The sequence below is a fragment of the Pseudarthrobacter quantipunctorum genome (assembly GCF_045291495.1).
GTDB lineage: Bacteria > Actinomycetota > Actinomycetes > Actinomycetales > Micrococcaceae > Arthrobacter > Arthrobacter quantipunctorum.
In genome coordinates, this window is sequence record NZ_CP148033.1 from 804,266 (window position 1) to 818,698 (window position 14,433).

General features: G+C 57.3%; 12 protein-coding genes. 1 reads left to right on the forward strand and 11 read right to left on the reverse strand.

Going from position 1 to position 14,433, the window contains the following annotated elements; translation table 11 throughout:
- Positions 1 to 9: 9 nt before the first annotated feature.
- The gene (gene galU, locus WHH00_RS03720) at positions 10 to 900 is read left to right on the forward strand and encodes a UTP--glucose-1-phosphate uridylyltransferase GalU (protein ID WP_406636641.1); all 891 of its coding nucleotides are present in this window, start codon (positions 10 to 12) and stop codon (positions 898 to 900) included.
- Between the two features lie 18 nt (positions 901 to 918).
- Here galU and WHH00_RS03725 read toward each other — a convergent pair whose 3' ends face one another.
- The 11 genes from WHH00_RS03725 to WHH00_RS03775 all read right to left on the reverse strand — a co-directional run bounded on the left by WHH00_RS03725 (position 919) and on the right by WHH00_RS03775 (position 14,421).
- Positions 919 to 1,365, reverse strand: a complete 447-nt coding sequence (locus WHH00_RS03725) for a VanZ family protein (protein ID WP_406636643.1) — start codon at positions 1,363 to 1,365, stop codon at positions 919 to 921.
- Between the two features lie 284 nt (positions 1,366 to 1,649).
- A complete protein-coding gene (locus tag WHH00_RS03730; RefSeq protein ID WP_231456731.1) occupies positions 1,650 to 2,264 on the reverse strand; it encodes an LPXTG cell wall anchor domain-containing protein in 615 nt (204 codons plus the stop codon).
- 183 nt (positions 2,265 to 2,447) lie between these two features.
- The gene (locus tag WHH00_RS03735; protein WP_406636645.1) at positions 2,448 to 4,307 is read right to left on the reverse strand and encodes a DUF4012 domain-containing protein; all 1,860 of its coding nucleotides are present in this window, start codon (positions 4,305 to 4,307) and stop codon (positions 2,448 to 2,450) included.
- 6 nt (positions 4,308 to 4,313) lie between these two features.
- Positions 4,314 to 5,627 carry a UDP-glucose dehydrogenase family protein gene (locus tag WHH00_RS03740; RefSeq protein WP_406636647.1) on the reverse strand — a complete coding sequence of 438 codons (1,314 nt, stop codon included), beginning with the start codon at positions 5,625 to 5,627 and terminating at the stop codon, positions 4,314 to 4,316.
- A gap of 44 nt (positions 5,628 to 5,671) precedes the next feature.
- Entirely contained in the window at positions 5,672 to 7,108 is a 1,437-nt protein-coding gene (locus WHH00_RS03745; protein ID WP_406636649.1) for a sugar transferase, read from the reverse strand.
- A 54-nt stretch (positions 7,109 to 7,162) separates the two neighbouring features.
- Positions 7,163 to 8,137, reverse strand: coding sequence for a GDP-L-fucose synthase family protein (locus WHH00_RS03750; RefSeq protein ID WP_406636651.1), 975 nt, complete (start codon positions 8,135 to 8,137; stop codon positions 7,163 to 7,165).
- On the reverse strand, positions 8,137 to 9,165 hold the full coding sequence (gene gmd / locus WHH00_RS03755) for a GDP-mannose 4,6-dehydratase (protein ID WP_406636653.1): 1,029 nt from the start codon (positions 9,163 to 9,165) through the stop codon (positions 8,137 to 8,139). Before gmd ends, WHH00_RS03750 begins: the two co-directional genes overlap by 1 nt.
- A gap of 31 nt (positions 9,166 to 9,196) precedes the next feature.
- Positions 9,197 to 10,435, reverse strand: a complete 1,239-nt coding sequence (locus tag WHH00_RS03760) for a glycosyltransferase family 4 protein (RefSeq protein WP_406636655.1) — start codon at positions 10,433 to 10,435, stop codon at positions 9,197 to 9,199.
- A 45-nt stretch (positions 10,436 to 10,480) separates the two neighbouring features.
- Positions 10,481 to 11,572, reverse strand: coding sequence for a glycosyltransferase (locus WHH00_RS03765; RefSeq protein WP_406636657.1), 1,092 nt, complete (start codon positions 11,570 to 11,572; stop codon positions 10,481 to 10,483).
- 34 nt (positions 11,573 to 11,606) lie between these two features.
- Complete coding sequence (locus WHH00_RS03770) at positions 11,607 to 12,734, reverse strand: glycosyltransferase (protein ID WP_406636659.1); 1,128 nt, start codon at positions 12,732 to 12,734, stop codon at positions 11,607 to 11,609.
- A 550-nt stretch (positions 12,735 to 13,284) separates the two neighbouring features.
- A complete protein-coding gene (locus WHH00_RS03775) occupies positions 13,285 to 14,421 on the reverse strand; it encodes a glycosyltransferase family 4 protein (RefSeq protein WP_406636661.1) in 1,137 nt (378 codons plus the stop codon).
- Positions 14,422 to 14,433: the final 12 nt, after the last annotated feature.

The window sequence follows — 14,433 nt, forward strand, 5'->3', positions numbered from 1 at the left end:
GGTACAGCTATGACAACGGGGAAAGCAATAACCAAAGCCGTCATTCCTGCTGCCGGATTGGGAACTCGCTTCCTGCCCGCCACCAAGGCAATGCCAAAGGAAATGCTGCCGGTGGTAGACCGGCCGGCAATCCAGTACGTCGTTGAGGAAGCGGTTAAGTCCGGCCTCACCGACCTGCTGATGATCACGGGGCGCAACAAGCGCTCGCTCGAGGACCACTTTGACCGCGAGCCCGGCCTGGAACGTGCCCTGGAGCTCAAGGGAGACAAGGACAAGCTGGAGTCCGTGCAGTACGCCTCCGAGCTCGGCCCCATCCACTACGTCCGCCAGGGCGAGGCGAAGGGCCTGGGCCACGCGGTGCTGTGCGCCAGCCAGCACGTGGGCAACGAGCCGTTCGCCGTCCTGCTGGGCGATGACCTTATCGACGAGGCCGAGGACCTGCTCACCACCATGATGGATGTGCAGCAGAAGACCGGCGGTTCGGTTATCGCGCTCATTGAGGTGGATCCGGCCCAGATCAGCGCGTACGGCTGCGCCGACATCACCGCGGTGGAGGGCGAGGATTATGTCAAGGTGAACAGTCTCGTGGAGAAGCCTGCGGTGGGGGATGCGCCGTCCAACCTGGCCGTGATCGGCCGGTACGTGCTGCACCCTGCCGTGTTCGGCATCCTGGAGGAGACCGAGCCGGGCCGCGGCAATGAGATCCAGCTGACGGATGCGCTGCAGACCCTGGCCGCCGGCGAGGGCGAAGGCTCCGGCGTGTACGGCGTGGTGTTCAAGGGCCGCCGCTTCGACACTGGTGACAAGCTCAGCTACCTCAAAGCCGTCATCACCCTCGCGTCCGAGCGGGTGGAGTTCGGCGAGGACCTGAAGACCTGGATGAAGGGCTTCGTCAACTAGGCGACGCTACAGACCTGCCTACAGGTCCGCTGCCGGAAGGCGGCGGACCTGTAGTTCCTTAAGGGCTGCCGCGGCTAGGATGGCGCCCATGACAGCGCCTGACGTGTTTGTCATAAGGTCAATCGGGCTTGGAAAACGGTCGTGAAGAAACAGCAGTTGGCCCAGTTCCATGCAGCAGGAAATGAGGAATCCGAATGCGCCGATTTTCCACCAAGGCCAGCTGGGAAAAGCCAACGAGCTTACTACTCCAACGGGGACGAAAAGTGCCAGGTTGGCGGACGCTTCCACAAATCGGTAATTAAACCACCCAGGAACTCCGTGGTGGTGGAGGAAATTCAGGACGGCTGCGAGCTGGCCCTGAACCGGCTGGTCCACTGGGCTCGGCCAGAAGGCAATAAACGCCAGAGGGACCAGCACGGCGATAAGAGCAAAGCGCCAGAGCCGGTAGTTCTCGAGCCGCCTCACAGGGCCTTCAGGAGGTCCGTAGAAGGGCTAGCGCTGCGGTACTCAAGGCGGCAACCGCCAGCAGTGCCAGAAGGATGTAGGGGAGCGCGTGGTTGCTGGGGAGGGGAAAGGAGAAGTCGTGCTGCCGTGGTGCTTTTCGCCAATGTCTCCCCATAGCTCATATTGATACCACAGCCGAGCCGCCCGTTTGGTGGCCCGGGGTCTTGAGACGTTAAACGAAGAAGGCGGGTGTTCTCCGTTTCCGGAGTACACCCACCTTCTTCGGTGGTTCTTGGGTGGTGCTGTTATGCAGCTACCTCAGCCTTGGCACGGCGACGAACAACCACTACCGAGGTTGCGCCGGCGGCCAGTGCGCCTGCGCCCACCAGGGTCCACAGGACCAGGCCGGAGTCAGCACCGGTGTTGGCAAGGCCCGTTCCGCTTGTGTTGGCCAGTGCCACGCCGCCAGCGTTAGACCCCGCAGCGCCGTTGTTGGCAAAACCGGGAGCAACAACAACTCGGACCGGGCCGACGGTCACCTTTGAGGTGTCACCTGTGGCAGTGAGAGCGTAGCTGCCCGCTTCGTTGATCGCGATCTCCACGGAGAAAGCGCCCTGAGCGTCAGCTGTTGCCTTGAGGGTCTGTGCTTCTGTTACAACAGCGATGCGTGCTGCAACTGACCGGCCGCCGGGGACGTTTGCTCCGGAAGCGGCCGGCGGGTTGCCGGGAGTAACGTTGATTGTCAGAGATTCACCGGCAAGGAATCCCTGGCCGCGGAATACGAAGCGTTCGCCCGGGCCGACGGTTCCGTCGGAGACATTCGCCTGCGGCGGAAGAGCAGGGTAGGTGGCTGCAACGGCGGGTGAGCCGATGAGCGCAAGTGAACCAGCGAGTGCGAGTGCTGCGAGTGTTTTCTTCATGAGTGTCCCCCCGGAGACGTATAAGTTTTGGTGTACCCGATTGTGAGGAAATTTTCCTCTCCGCACGAGACCTGTACGGAACTTACGGATAATGATCCCAAGAGAGACGCTACCATCTGCTTCTGACTGTGAGCAACGTCAATGCAGTCGGTTTACATAGTGTTTACGCGAAGTTCCCATCTTCTAGCCGCAGGTTGCGTTTTCTGTGGGTAAGGTCACATCCTTTACATCCTGAACAGTAGGCGTGACAAAAACGTTAGGTTCCGCATGCTGGACTATTTTGCTGAAGGTAAAGTCCACAGTCTTAATTTCTCCGGGGGCCAGCTGCACAGTGAAGACGCCTACCGGCCTGTTGCTGTGGAGGTAGGGGGCGAACTCGACCTTTGCGCCGTCAAGTTTGACGGTCTCGACGTTTGCCTGGACGGGACCGTAGACGGCAATATTCGTCTGGACTGATCCTGGCGGTACCCCGTAAACGCCGCCTCCGGTGACGTATTCAGGGAGGGCCGTGGCGGCGTCGGGGGATGCTGTATTAGTGGACGTGACGCGGACTGTAGTTTCTTCATAGCCGTCTCGCGCGCACTCCTTCACGAGCTGAACTGTTCGTTCAACGTAGTAATCCATTTTCGCGCCGGTGCCGTCGTTGAAGTAGACGCCAAACTGTGCGGGCAGCACAGCTTGCCCTGATATTGACCCGCTTAACGGGTAATCCAGCAGGACGCTTTGCTCCTTGTTGTGCCCGGACCAAATCAGGACGCGCCCCTCGTCCGCTCCCCGTGTAAGCCCCGAGACAAGACCTTTCGCATCACCCTTGCCGTTGGACAAGGCCCCGAAGATTTCTTTTGCTACACCTGCGAAGTAAGCATCCTGCATCGCCGGTTCATCGATCTTGGTATATACGTCGGAGAGCAGGGTTTGCACGACGTTGCTTCCGTTCATCTCTGCCGGCAATCCGACATCAGTTACTACAGCATTAAGTGTCGGGTCAGTAATGGCGACCGGACCAGTGGCATTGAGGATATATCCCAGCACCACCGGGTCTATGGAAAGCACTCCATCTACGCGCTGACCGGTCTTCTTCTCCCACATCTCTTGGGCGATTTTCGCGGCGGATGGAAAATCCGGGGTGAGGTTGACGTCCTGCATGAACTTGCCAAGGCGGCCGGAGTAGATCTGCTGCTGTTCAGCATCAAGTGGCAATGTGGGAGACATTGTCCCCACGGAGCTGGCACTGCTTTGGGCTCCTAAGGTGAGTTTGCCCTGGTCGAAGTTCAGTATGGCGAGCGCACCAGGGATACCTCCCGAGGCTCGTGATTCAGCATTGTTTTGAATCATAAGGAGGTAACTCCGCGGCGTGTCCGTACCCAACATGCCCGGGAGGATCTCCGCAGTCGCAGCTGCCGAATCGAGGGTACCGGTCACCTGTGCCAGTTGTTTTCTCACCTGTGCCAACGGCTCTGAGACCTGAGGCATCAAATTGCTCTCATCGATTTGGTTTAGACGCTCTGCAGAAAGCCGCACTGTCCGTGCTGCTGCCGAAACGCTGGGTGAGGCAGCCTGTAACGGGCCGAGATCGCTGCCGTTGCTACTAGGTAGAACACTGTCCCAATCCAAAGAGGCGAAGACTTTTACCAGCGGAGTTAGCCCGATACTCGCGACATCATCGGCTGATCGGGCGACTTCGGCTACTGCGCTGAAGTTGGGTCCCAGCCCCGGGACGCTGGAAGCCAGCGTCCAAACCGGATCGTCGGCAGCGGCCTTGGCCACCGCGGTATGGACTCGCAATCTTTCTACAGCAGCGGTTGCGTCGTCGGCTTTGTTACTTGTGAGGTCATTCTTGAGTGCCGGTAAGAGTTGTGCGGCGGCATCAAGCTCTTTGTTGATAGTGGATGCCTTGACTGCCAGCCAAGCAATGCTACTGCCCATGATGATGAACAAGGCTGCTACGCCGGTGAGAACGGCTACAAAGGGGCGCCGCCGGATCTTACGCTTTTCCCCGTGAAGTCTCGGCTCGGGCTGTTTATCTGAGATGTTTTTCCTCATCACTTATCAGGGACGACCTAGGCCGCGGTAAGTCCATCCGGCAGCGCGCCATTTCGCTGGATCGAGAACATTGCGTCCATCCAGGATGCGGGGAGTGGCCACTGCATCGACCAGCTCGCAGGGGTCGAGGTCTCTGTACTCCTGCCATTCAGTGAGCAGCAGCAACGCATCCGCGCCTTTTACGGCCAGCTCAGTACTTGGCTCATACTGCAGCTCCGGAAATCGGAGGGAGGCATTTCTAAGGGCCTTGGGGTCGCTCACCGTAACAATGGCGCCCTGAAGCTGAAGCTGAGCGGCAACACTAAGGGCGGGCGAGTCCCGGACATCATCACTGTCAGGCTTGAAGGATGCGCCAAGTACGGTGATATTTTTTCCTAGTAGTGACCCATCGCATAAGGCGCGCGTTAGTTCAACCACGCGGCTTCGCCTACGCATGTTGATGGAATCCACTTCCCTTAGGAATGTAAGGGCCTGATCGGCTCCGAGCTCACCTGCTCGCGCCATGAAGGCACGAATATCTTTAGGAAGGCAACCACCCCCGAACCCAATGCCAGCGTTGAGGAACTTGCGGCCGATTCGGTCGTCCATTCCGATGGCATCGGCGAGTTGCGTGACGTCAGCACCCGTCGCTTCGCAAAGCTCCGCCATGGCATTGATGAAGGATATCTTGGTAGCCAGAAAGGAATTAGCCGCCGTCTTGACGAGTTCCGCAGTCGCGAGATCTGTGACCAGTCTCGGCGTTCCCTCTGACAGCGGGCCCGCGTACACTTCGTCAAGCAGCTCGACGGTTAGGTGCTGCGATGAGCTGTTTGCCACACCATAAACAAAGCGGTCCGGTTGTAGAGTGTCGGAAACAGCATGCCCTTCCCTCAAAAATTCGGGATTCCATGCTAGATCGGCATCTGGTGCCACCGCCGTAACCCGGTCGGCAAGGTGCGAAGCTGTTCCCACCGGTACGGTGGACTTGCCAACAACGAGGTCACCAGGAGAAAGGTGGGGCAATAGGCCGGTGACCGCTGACTCGACGTACGTCAGGTCCGCCCCGTTCTCACCTTTTTTCTGAGGGGTGCCAACACAAATGAAGTGCACTCGGCTTCCTTGGGCCGCTGATAGGTCTGTTGTAAACGACAGCCTTCCTGTGCTCTGCACCTCTGCCAGTAATTCGTCCAACCCTGGCTCGTAAAAGGGGGCCTTAGCAAGGGAGAGTTCGGAAATCTTTCGTGCATCGACGTCAATTCCCACCACTTCATGTCCTAATTTGGCCATGCAGGCTGCATGCACCGCTCCCAGATATCCGCAGCCTAAAACAGAGATACGCATGCGAGTGTTCCTTCCCATAATGCCGTCAACTGATCGGCTACTGGTTAATAAGCGCCCGTGCTTTTGAAGACAGCCCGCACGGTTCGGAGCAGGATGCTGAAATCACCTGCCAAGGACCAATTCTCGACGTAATAAAGGTCAAGGCGGACTGAGTCCTGCCAGGACAGATTGGAACGGCCGCTGACCTGCCATAGTCCCGTTAGCCCTGGCTTTACGAGCAAACGCCGACGGACATCGTGTTCATAGGCTTCAACTTCGCGGGGGAGCGGGGGCCGGGGACCTACCAGACTCATGGAGCCCCCCAGAACATTACAAAGCTGTGGCAGTTCATCGATACTGAACCTACGAAGGAAGCGTCCTACTCGTGTAATGCGTGGGTCATTCTTCATCTTGAAGAGTGGACCGCTACCCTCGTTATTCTGCTCCAATGCGGCAAGCTTCGCTTCCGCATCAACTGCCATTGACCGAAATTTCAACATCACAAAGCGGTTGCCCTCCATCCCAACACGCTCTTGGCGGAAAAAAACAGGCCCTGGGCTGTCGAGGCGTACAAGAGCTGCAGCGACCATCAATACAGGAGACACAAGCACGAGCAGAGCTCCGGAAACGGCGATGTCGAACAGCCGCTTCGCCACGCGCTGGCCACCTTCGAGGGTTGGGGTGGTCACATGGATCAGCGGTAAGCCTGCTACCTGTTGGGTATGGATCCGTGGACCGGCGATGTCCGTAAGAGCCGGTGCCATGATCAGGCCTATATTCCGGGACGCCAGTTCCCAGCCCAGGTGCCGCAGTGTTTGCGGGTGCAGTTGAACGCCAGCCGATACTGCAACCGCGTCCGCACCGCACGTCTCTATAGCGGCAACTATGGACACGGTATCAGGCTTGTGGCCGAGTATCTGCAGCCCGGAGTCCGGTTCGACTGGCCCTTGGCTTTGCACTCCGGGCATATACGCCGCGACCGGAAGGTAGCCGGCGTTTTTTGATCGCCGGAAGGAAGCAGCAAGGTGCGAAACTGCACCTGGGCCGCCCAGGAGCAGCAATCGCGACATGTGCCTGCCCTGGCGGCGTTTGATGTTGAGGTGCTGCCGGATGAGCCATCGTCCAAGCAGCAAGCCCAACAGACCAACCGGCAGTGCAAGTCCTACATAACCGCGGGCCGTATCGAAGCGGAGGACATAAGAAACTATTGCCACAACGCCGAAAAGCCAGAGAGACGCAGCAGACACCCTCTTATATTCATCAGCGCCGGATCCCAGAATCCTGCTCTGACGGCTGTTCCACGCGCCCAACATGAACCACCAAGCGATTACCAAGGCCGCCGACAACCACAAGTACGCAACTTCCTGGCCAGCCACCATGAAGTCGGGCTCCACCCCGAAACGGATGATGAACGCTCCAACGACGGCCCAAATAATGACGAACGCGTCAACGACGCCTAAAAGGCGTGACCAACGCCTCCGCCAATCTGCGTCCTCATTCACCGAACACCCCCACCTTCAAAACCGCTCCCCCAAATGGCATACCTAGAGAAATGGCTAGCCGCGAACCGAAAGCAGATTGTCCCTGTACCACGCCACTGTGCTCTTAATTCCTTCTTCAAGACCTATGGAAGCGGACCAGCCTGCTTCGGCTAATTTTGAAACGTCCAGAAGCTTGCGGGGAGTGCCGTCAGGCTTTGACGTGTCCCATAAAATCTCACCTGAGTATCCAACCGCATCGGCGACCAGTGAGGCGAGTTCACGAATGGTGACATCTTTCCCTGTTCCCACGTTGACCTGAGAGGGGCCGTCATAATGTTCCATAAGGTGCAAACATGCAGCGGCCATGTCATCTACGTGGAGGAACTCACGGCGTGGTGTTCCCGAGCCCCAGTTAGTAACCACTTGGGTGCCGGCTCTTGCCGCCTCGTCGTAGCGCCGAATCAAGGCTGGCAAAACGTGCGACCCTTCAGGAGAGAAGTTGTCGCCTGGTCCGTACAAATTGGTTGGCATCGCCGAAATCCAGGGCAGCCCGTACTGCCGTCGAACCGCCTGGATGTGCATGATCCCCGCAATCTTTGCAATTGCATAGGCGTCGTTCGTGGGTTCGAGGTGCCCGGTAAGGAGGGAATCCTCACGAATGGGTTGTTCCGCAAACTTCGGGTAGATACAGGACGAACCCAGAAAGAGAAGTCTTTCAACGCCGAATTCTCGTGCTGCGTCGAGAACGTTCACTTGGATGCGCAGGTTTTCGCTTAGGAAGTCCACGGGGTAGGTGTTATTGGCGAGAATACCTCCCACCTTCGCGGCCGCGAGAACCACGTAGCGAGGCTGCACGAGCGAGAAGAACGAAAACACGGCATCCCGGTCCTTCAGGTCAAGGTCTGAAGACGCCCTACCCACCAGGTTGGTAAATCCTTCTGCTTCCAAGTTCCGCCATATTGCCGATCCCACGAGTCCCCGGTGACCGGCAACATAAAAGGGCGCGGATCGGTCGAGGGGCCGTGGTTGGAAGGTGCCGCTTTCTGCCATCAGTTGCTCCAGCTTGATAACTCGACGGTGTCAATCCAGTTTCCGCCGGCATGCTTGAGAGCTTGGATATCGGCGTCTACCATGATGCGGGCCAGCTCAGGAGTATGTACTGACGCCTTCCAGCCGAGTTTGTCCTGCGCCTTGGACGCGTCACCCACCAAGGCGTCAACTTCCGTGGGGCGAAGGTAGCGCTCGTCGAATCGGACGTGATCTTCCCAGTTCAGGCCGGCATGCTCAAATGCAATCTGGAGGAAATCGCGGACGGTGTAGTTGCCGCCTGTGGCCAAGACAAAATCGTCGGGCTCGTCCGCTTGCAACATCCGCCACATGCCTTCGACGTATTCTGCGGCATATCCCCAGTCACGAACGGCGTCGAGGTTGCCCATATACAACAGGTCCTGCTTTCCTGCCTTAATTGCTGCAACTGCCCGGGTGATCTTTCGCGTTACGAATGTCTCGCCGCGCCGGGGCGACTCGTGGTTGAACAGGATGCCGTTGACAGCAAACATCCCGTACGCCTCACGGTAATTCTTGGTAATCCAGTAGCTGTAGACCTTCGCCGCGCCGTACGGCGATCGGGGATAGAACGGCGTCTCCTCGTTCTGCGGGGGAGGGGTGGCGCCAAACATCTCTGACGAAGATGCTTGGTAGAACTTGGTCTCAATTCCGGACATCCGAACAGCTTCTAAGAGCCGAATGGTGCCTACCCCGGTAGTGTCGCCGGTGTGCTCAGGCTCGTCGAAGGAAACCCGCACGTGGGATTGAGCAGCGAGATTGTAGACCTCATCAGGCTTTATCTCGGCAAGCAGTGTAACCAGCCGGGCGCCGTCGCTGAGGTCGCCGTAGTGGAGAAAAAGCTTGGCCTTGGGATCATGCGGATCAACGTACAGGTGGTCTATGCGTGCTGTGTTAAACGTTGAGGCCCTGCGTATTAGCCCATGAACTTCGTACCCTTTGTTGAGCAGAAGCTCGGCGAGGTAGGAACCGTCCTGTCCGGTAATTCCTGTGATAAGTGCGCGCTTTGTCATGGTGCCCCCCTGAAGTAAAAAATCGCGCGACCTATCGGCCGCGCGACGATGCAAGACTCGTGATGAAGTCATCATACTTGGCGATGGCCGTTGCTTCGGACAATGTTTCGCGCCGAAAACGCAAAGCGCTTTCGGCCAGCCGCTTGGCGGTGAGCGGCTCAAGGGCGAGCGCTTCTGCGGCTTCCACCAAGGCGGCGGGGGCTGCTGCATCAACCCTCATACCACCCCCAGAGTTCAATATCTCAAAAGCGGTCACGCTGTCCTCATCGGTAGCGGCGATGACGGGAACGCCTGCGTTGAAGTACGAGGTCAGTTTGCTCGGGACAGCCATGTCTTTGACCCCAGGTAATTCATTCACCAGCAGAACGTCTGCAGCAGCCAGAGCACGTTGGAAATCCAAATCCGGAAGCGGATCCAGGAAATGGAGTCTGGAAATTCCGGCGCCTAACGTTTCAAGTTGTTTTCGCTGGTTGCCGTCACCCATAAGAACAAAACGCACAGCGCTCTTGCGTTCGTCTGCGATCCGCGCCGCTTCGATAACGTTCTCGAGTCCTTGCTTTTTCCCCATGTTTCCGGCGTGAAGGACAATCACGTCCACGGCAGCCCACCCCAGCCTGGCCCGCATCTCCTTCACTCCAGAAGTGGGGGAATCAGGCAAATGCGTCCAGTTTCTGATGACTCGTACGCGCTCGTCGGTAACTCCCAGAGACGAGACCATGTGCCGCTTGAAACGGTCGTGAATCGCTGCAACACCGTCAGCAGAGCGTAAAACTTTAGATTCCAACGAAGCGGCCAAGCCAGCCAACTTTCCCCCGCCGGCGCCCGTCTCAACTACTCCGCGGCTGTACAAATCTTGTATCCAAATGCCTACGGCTGGGCGGCGCGGCCGGAGACGGATACGCAGCATGGCAAGTGCACTGGAGAAGAGCGCTGGGCTGACCACAAGGACGACGTCCGGCTTGTGCCACCGGGCGCAAATCAGGCGAACGCCGAAGCTGAGCTCCATGTGGAGGCGAGAAATGGCAGAAGGGTTCGCGGGGATATGGTGACGAAGACGTTTGACGGACACCCCGTTAATAACTTCTTCTTGTTTCCAGCCGGTGTAGCCTGCCCGCAGCGTCCACTCGGGGTAGTGCGGATAGCCAGCCACCACGTGGACGCTATGTCCGGCCCGGGAGAGGCCTTCCGCGAGACTGGTGGTATATGGGGCATTGCCGGTCGCCTCAGGAGCGTAGTTCAGTCCAAGTATAGTAATACGCAATTTGGTCATCGCAATGATAGCCTTTAGTTAATTTTGGATTTATCAGTTCGGGTGTCATTGCCGACGTTCAAGCATCGCCACGATGCCGGAAGCAAAGTTGTCCACCATTTTATCAATGGTAGGAAAGCCCCAGTTGAAGTTATTCGGTGAACCAACAGTTGATTGCTCGGCCGCGAGGTAATTATGAACAAGTCGCGTGTAGGATTCCACGTTGTTTGCAGAAGTAAAACGCGAGGCCGACTCGGTCAGGTATTCGTGCTCTGGAGCATGATATGGCCAGGCAGTCGTAAGAATCGGTTTCCTCAGGACAAGGGCATCTACGGCTACAAGCCCGATGCGACCTGGCATGAGAAACGCAGAAGATACGCCCGCAATGAGTGCCTGATCGACAGCTGATGCGTATCCGAGCATTACAACTTGCCCCCGAGCGCGTGCCGCATCCAGGAGGTGTGCATCCGAGCCGGTGCCGGCCACTATCAGTTTTACATCAGGATCTAGCGCCCAAAGGCGCTCCAGAGAATCAGCCAAAAAGTCTATTCTTTTGCTGGAATCGAGGCCGCCGATGTAACCCAAAGTCCGGCCCAATCTGAGGTTGTGCGCGGCCATGAAAGACAATTTCTGGGATTCGGAAATCGAATCCCGCGCGGTCTCCAAACGTGTCGTATCGGTGGCATTCATCACGGCGGTAACCCGTGACGGCTCCACACCGCTGCATATGGCGTAGTCATACCCTCCGGGAGTGTATGCAAAAACGTGGTCAGATCGACGCAACTGCCAGCGTTCCAGCGCCAGATCGAGGGGATTCCCGTCATTGACATAAGACTTAATGTGCCCCCAAAGGCCCACGCGGATTTGCTTCCTGGCTGCGTCATAAATAGCTCGATAGGTGTCCAAGGACGACCCCAAGTGACCCACCACAACAGCGTCATCATGGCGCCAAAGTCGCCGTGCGCCACCCAAGCCAATGGTCCTGCCGCCCACATGTAACTGTTTGGGCTCATAGGTCTCAATCCAGTCAGCTGTGACGGCGTCTCCCCGCTCTGCCTGTTCCTGCTGGGGAGCAGCAGCAGCAACCCTGCAATCGATGTCTGCCCCGTCCAAGGAAGCTATAAGGGCGGAGAAGAAAGCTTCGCGGTACTTTGGCACGTAAGGCTGCACGATTAGGACGGACCGGCGGCTGCTAGGCATGACTCACCGCTCCTTCATATAGATTCTCCAATTTTTCCGCAATCCTGTTCATGCTGAATGTCGTTCGAGCCAAGGCCAAGGCATTTTCGCCACTACTGCGTCTCTCTGCGGCATCTGTCAAGAGCCGATCGACCGCTGTCGTCAGCGACTCCAGCGTGGAATCAGAAACGGCGCCCGCCCCTGCTGAGGTGATGGATTCTGCAAGGCCACATGATTCGGTTACTACCGCAGGTTTTCCCTGGGCGAGAGCCTCCAGCACAGACATCGGAAATGGTTCGTCTATGGACGGCAACACGTACACGCTGCACCTGCTGATGCGCTCGGCCGTTTGGTCCGGGGCAATCGGACCTTCCCAAGAGAGTGCATCCGTGATCCCTGACAAATCGATGGCTCTTTGGACCGCCCTGCCTTCGCCGCCGTCGGGTCCGGCTAGTACAAAGCGGACACCGGGGTGATCAACATGCAGCCTCTTGGCCAGTTCTACGAACATAAGCGGGCGCTTGCGCTCGTGCAGACGAGCAAGAAACAAAACTTCCAAGGGGTCGTTTTCGCTTGTGCTGACCGGAACCGGGGATTCGGGAACCCCATTGTGAAGCTGTTCCAGCTTCGCGCCCAGATCAGTGACTCCGTTCAGGCCGCCGGATTCTTCTGGCGTGAGGTACAAGGTATGGTCCGCCCCACGCAGGGCCGGTATTGTCCATTTTCGGTCGACTATCCCCGCCAGCGGGTGCCGTGAAGGCGCGACCATTCCGTGCGTCTGCACGATATAGGGAGTACGGGCAGCTCGAGCAGCTAGAGCGGCGGGAAGCGTCACCATGTCCCTGCCCATATGAATGTGGGCGACGTCCGTAGCCGAGAGGTTAGCTTTCAGCCATTGTTGAAGGTCGGGAGCGTATGTGCCCGAGAACCCTAATTTCGGAATTGCCCGTGCCGGGAAGAGCCTTATCGGGACCCCGTCGAAAAGATCGGGAATGTTAGTACCAAAGCCCCTTGCCGCTGCCACCAGCTCCACGTCGTGTCCAGCCGCACGCAGAGAGCGTGTTTGATTAATCGCCACTCTGATAGGTCCGCCGTAGGCTCCGTCCGGGGTCACTAGAGTGGCTACTTGGACGATCCTCATCGAAGCCCTCCTTCTTCCAGGACCTGTGCCTTAGGAGCAAGAGCCCTTGCTCCTTCAGGAACGTCCCGCACTACCAGCGCTCCGGCTCCTACAACTGCCCGTTTTCCGACAGTCACCCCTCGCAGCACGATCGCCTTCGCCGCGATCCATGCACCATCGCAGACCCGAATCGGAGCATTGTCATATTCAAAGCTGGGGGAATCCGCCTGATGGCTTCCAGTGCACAAAAATGCTGCTTGTGAAATGCACACATTTGAACCGATATCTATCGGTTCAAGGTTCAGCAGCCATGCATCTACGCCGATCCATACGTCGTCTCCAACGGTCAACTTCCATGGCCAATGTATACGCACACCGTGGCGTATCAGTACTCGCTGTCCTATCCTCGCGCCGAACTTCCTGAGGACGGCGACGCGCAGGTGCGCAGGACACCAAATTCGCTCGACAACTAGCGAAGAAAGACAAATCCAAAGAGCCTGGGTAAGTTTTGATCGGCCTTTGTCATATCCGACGCCCGAAAAATCCGATAACTTTCGGACTGATTCCAAGTTCAACGGTTTCTCCTCGCAAAAGCTTTTCGGGTTACAGTTGTTGGTGCATTCCGCGCGGCAACAAACGCCTGTTCAAACACGGCTGCAAATTGAGAGGGCGAGTACTGCAAAATCTCTGGCGAGCGAATTCGACCTGACCACTCTTGACGTGACCTGTGCATTTGCTCCGCCAAGTCTTGAAGGTTCTCTAAAGCTGTGTATACGCCGCTCATCCTTCGTACCGAGCGAGACACTCCGCAGTTCTCTGCTACGACCACGTGCATGCCCGATGCCAAGGCTTCGTTGACCACAAGACCCCAGACTTCCCGAGCGGACGCGAGAATTAGGGTATGGTGGGTTGCCATTATCTTTGGTAGTTCAGAGTTCGGCACATGTCCCAAAAAAGTTATCCTTGCCTGATGCGACGCTGCCAAATTTTGTAAATCTTCAAGTAGCTCACCAGTGCCAACGACAGTCAGTTCATCCCCAAACCTAGCGACCTTAGCAAATGCCTGAATAACATCGTGCACACGCTTGCGGGCAATTAGTTGACCAACGTAGAGATAACGGTGCTGGATTTCGTTCGACTCTGTCTCGGTGCGGGTTGATGCGAATGCTGCTTCGTGAAAAGCCGTGACGTCTACTGCGTTGAAACCTTGAAGAATGCGACTACCTGGTACGCCCATTGCATGCATGGCATCGTAGGCAGCAGCACCGGGCACAATGACGCGTGTCATGGATCGGAAGAATGTTGCGCGGAGTGCGGAAATCGGACCCGACTTGTGGGTCATCGTGTTCTGTGGGCTTTCGTAAAAGCCTACAGTTGCCGTTCCCGATATAAAGCATGCCACTAGGAGAAGCCAATAGGCTGGTGACTCCCAGCCGCCGAAAAGTACCACATCGTGATTGCGCACCAAGAATGCGCTTCGAATGTTCGTCAGAAAGTAATAGCGAGATTCGCCGCGAGAATACTTCCAAGTGGGCAGTTCCTGGAAGCTCAGTTGCTCGTCACCAGCGTGGAGCCAATCTTGTCCCCGGTTGGACTTGGCGTCACCCGCCAGACTCTTGTCCGATTCCAATAATGCAATCGTGATGTCGTGTCGTCGGGCTAGTTCACGCCAAACCGGTCGGCGATAAGGCGCAGCTAGGTTGGTCACCCATAGAACGGA